A 2,136-nucleotide genomic window follows, 5' to 3' on the forward strand; every position below is an offset into this window, starting at 1 on the left:
AGCGCGAAGCGCGCCTGCGTCCCCGCGCCCGTGCCGCCGCTCAGCCGGTCCGCAATGCTAACGAGATTGCCGAGGGCCTCCGGCGTATTCGCATTTTTGAGGGCGCCGACAATATTCCGGGTTCGCACCAGCAAGTCTTCGGCTTCTTCCCGGATGGCGGTGGAGAGCATGGCGAGCCGATGCCGCTCGGCGGATTTGTCTGCCGCTTCGATGAGCGTGTCGCGGAGGTCTTCCGAGCTGCAGGGCAGCAACAGGACGGACCATGAGGCGAAATGCCGGAGCAGGGCCAGCAGGGGCGGCGATACCCGGCTGGATGTGACCAGAACGATATGGAGCCAGGGCCGGGAGGGAAGTTGCCCGATATTGCGCGCAAGATCGCGGAGCAGCGGGTCTTCCTCGGTTTCGGCGGCGATGAGAGCGACCCGGACATTCTCATCTTTCATCAGCCGGTCCTTCACCGCCCCGCGCGACGGGGCCAGTTGCCAGCTCAGGCCGGTTTCGGTGAAGGAGGGGGGAACGATATCCGCTTGCCTGAAGAGCGGCGGGCAATCGGAGTCAACGAGCGAAACGAAGGCGGCAGATTCATGATTCGGTGTCATGGAGATCATTGATCTAGACCTTTATGAATAGGCGAATCGGACTGTTCTCAACCAAGATGACACACGCAAATGGGTTTATACAACTTTAAATACATGTGCCTAGTTCCTGTGGTGTAATGCGCCATTCCGGGTGGTATCTCGCCGACCTTTCATTAGCGGCGAAATCCATTATGGTGGCCGCCTGTTCAGTCCGATGAGTTGAAAGCCGCAGAAATGCAGGATTCCTTGCCCCCCCTCTTGAGTTTTGAGGAAGCCGCAATAGGCGTGATCGAGATGGCGCGCTATGCCGGTGCGCGCGGCTGGGTGCCTGCCACAAGCGGCAATTTCTCAGTCAGAATGGATGAAAAAACAGCGGCGCTGACCGCAACCGGCGCGGACAAGGCGGCGCTGGATGCTTCGGGTGTGATCGGGGCGGAGATTTCCGGTTCGCCGCATGCGCGCGCCTCGGCGGAAGCACCGCTGCACCTCGCGCGCTACCGGGCAAACCCCGGGATCGGCGCGGTGGCTCATATTCACGGGCTTGCCGCGACGCTGCTGTCCCGCCGCCATGCGCAGGCAGGTGTCCTGCGGCTGGAGGGCTGGGAGCTTCTCAAGGCTTTTGCCGGCATCACCACCCATGAAACGGCAATCGACATTCCGATCCTGCCCAATGATCAGGACACGGTGCGGCTTGCCGCGCTGGCCGAAGAGCGGATCCATGCCGCCTCGCTCTGCCCCGGTTATCTCATTGCCGGGCACGGCCTCTATGTCTGGGGCCGAACGGCTGCGGAGACGATCCGCCATATGGAAGCGTTCGACTTTCTTCTCACCGCACATCTTCATGAGGAGGGCGCAAGATGACCCGTCTCACCGTCTATCCGGATACGGACCCGAGCACTGTGCTGCTTGATACGCGCGATGGCGAGGAAATTGCCTCTGCGCTCGCGCGCATCGGTGTGATTTTTGAACGCTGGGCCGCGCCGCATGATCTCGCCGGTGACGCCGATCAGGAAGCGGTGCTTGCTGCCTATGAAAGCGATGTTGCCCGCATCATGAAAGAAGGCGGCTATCAAAGTGTGGATGTGGTGCGGGTGAAGCCCGACAATCCCGCGCGCGAGGAGCTTCGCCAGAAATTTCTTGCGGAGCACACACATGATGATGACGAGGTGCGCTTCTTTGTTGATGGTGCGGGCGCGTTCTATCTGCGCTCTGAGGGCAAGGTGCATCGCGTGATCTGTGAACGGAATGATCTCATCAGCGTGCCTGCGGGGATTACGCACTGGTTTGATACCGGTCCTGCGCCGGATTTCTGCGCCATTCGCATTTTCACCACGCCTGAGGGATGGGTCGGCCATTTCACGGGTGATGATATTGCGTCGCGCTTCCCGAAATTCGAGAGCGCGGCATGAGCCGCTATCGCGCCATCGTCACGGATATCGAAGGGACGACGACACCGCTCGTCTTTGTGCATGAGGTTCTCTTTCCCTATGCGCGTGAGCGGCTTGCTTCTTTTGTGAACGCGAATGGAAGCGTGCCGGAGGTTGCGGCTGCCCTTGCC

At 60.7% G+C, this 2,136-nt stretch carries 3 protein-coding genes; 2 read left to right on the top strand and 1 reads right to left on the bottom strand.

Going from position 1 to position 2,136, the window contains the following annotated elements:
- Positions 1 to 599, bottom strand: a 599-nt coding sequence (locus WBF74_RS03670; RefSeq protein WP_424435326.1) for a hypothetical protein, incomplete at its 3' end; no start/stop codon positions are given.
- 237 nt (positions 600 to 836) lie between these two features.
- On the opposite strand from WBF74_RS03670, the gene mtnB reads away from it, so the two are divergent.
- Both mtnB and WBF74_RS03680 read left to right on the top strand, forming a co-directional pair.
- The gene (mtnB, locus tag WBF74_RS03675) at positions 837 to 1,439 is read left to right on the top strand and encodes a methylthioribulose 1-phosphate dehydratase (RefSeq protein ID WP_424435329.1); all 603 of its coding nucleotides are present in this window, start codon (positions 837 to 839) and stop codon (positions 1,437 to 1,439) included.
- The gene (locus WBF74_RS03680) at positions 1,436 to 1,987 is read left to right on the top strand and encodes a 1,2-dihydroxy-3-keto-5-methylthiopentene dioxygenase (protein ID WP_424435333.1); all 552 of its coding nucleotides are present in this window, start codon (positions 1,436 to 1,438) and stop codon (positions 1,985 to 1,987) included. The genes mtnB and WBF74_RS03680 overlap by 4 nt, the downstream gene beginning before the upstream one ends.
- Positions 1,988 to 2,136 lie beyond the last annotated feature (149 nt).

It is taken from the genome of Parvibaculum sp. (assembly GCF_049672805.1).
Classification (GTDB): Bacteria; Pseudomonadota; Alphaproteobacteria; order Parvibaculales; family Parvibaculaceae; genus Parvibaculum.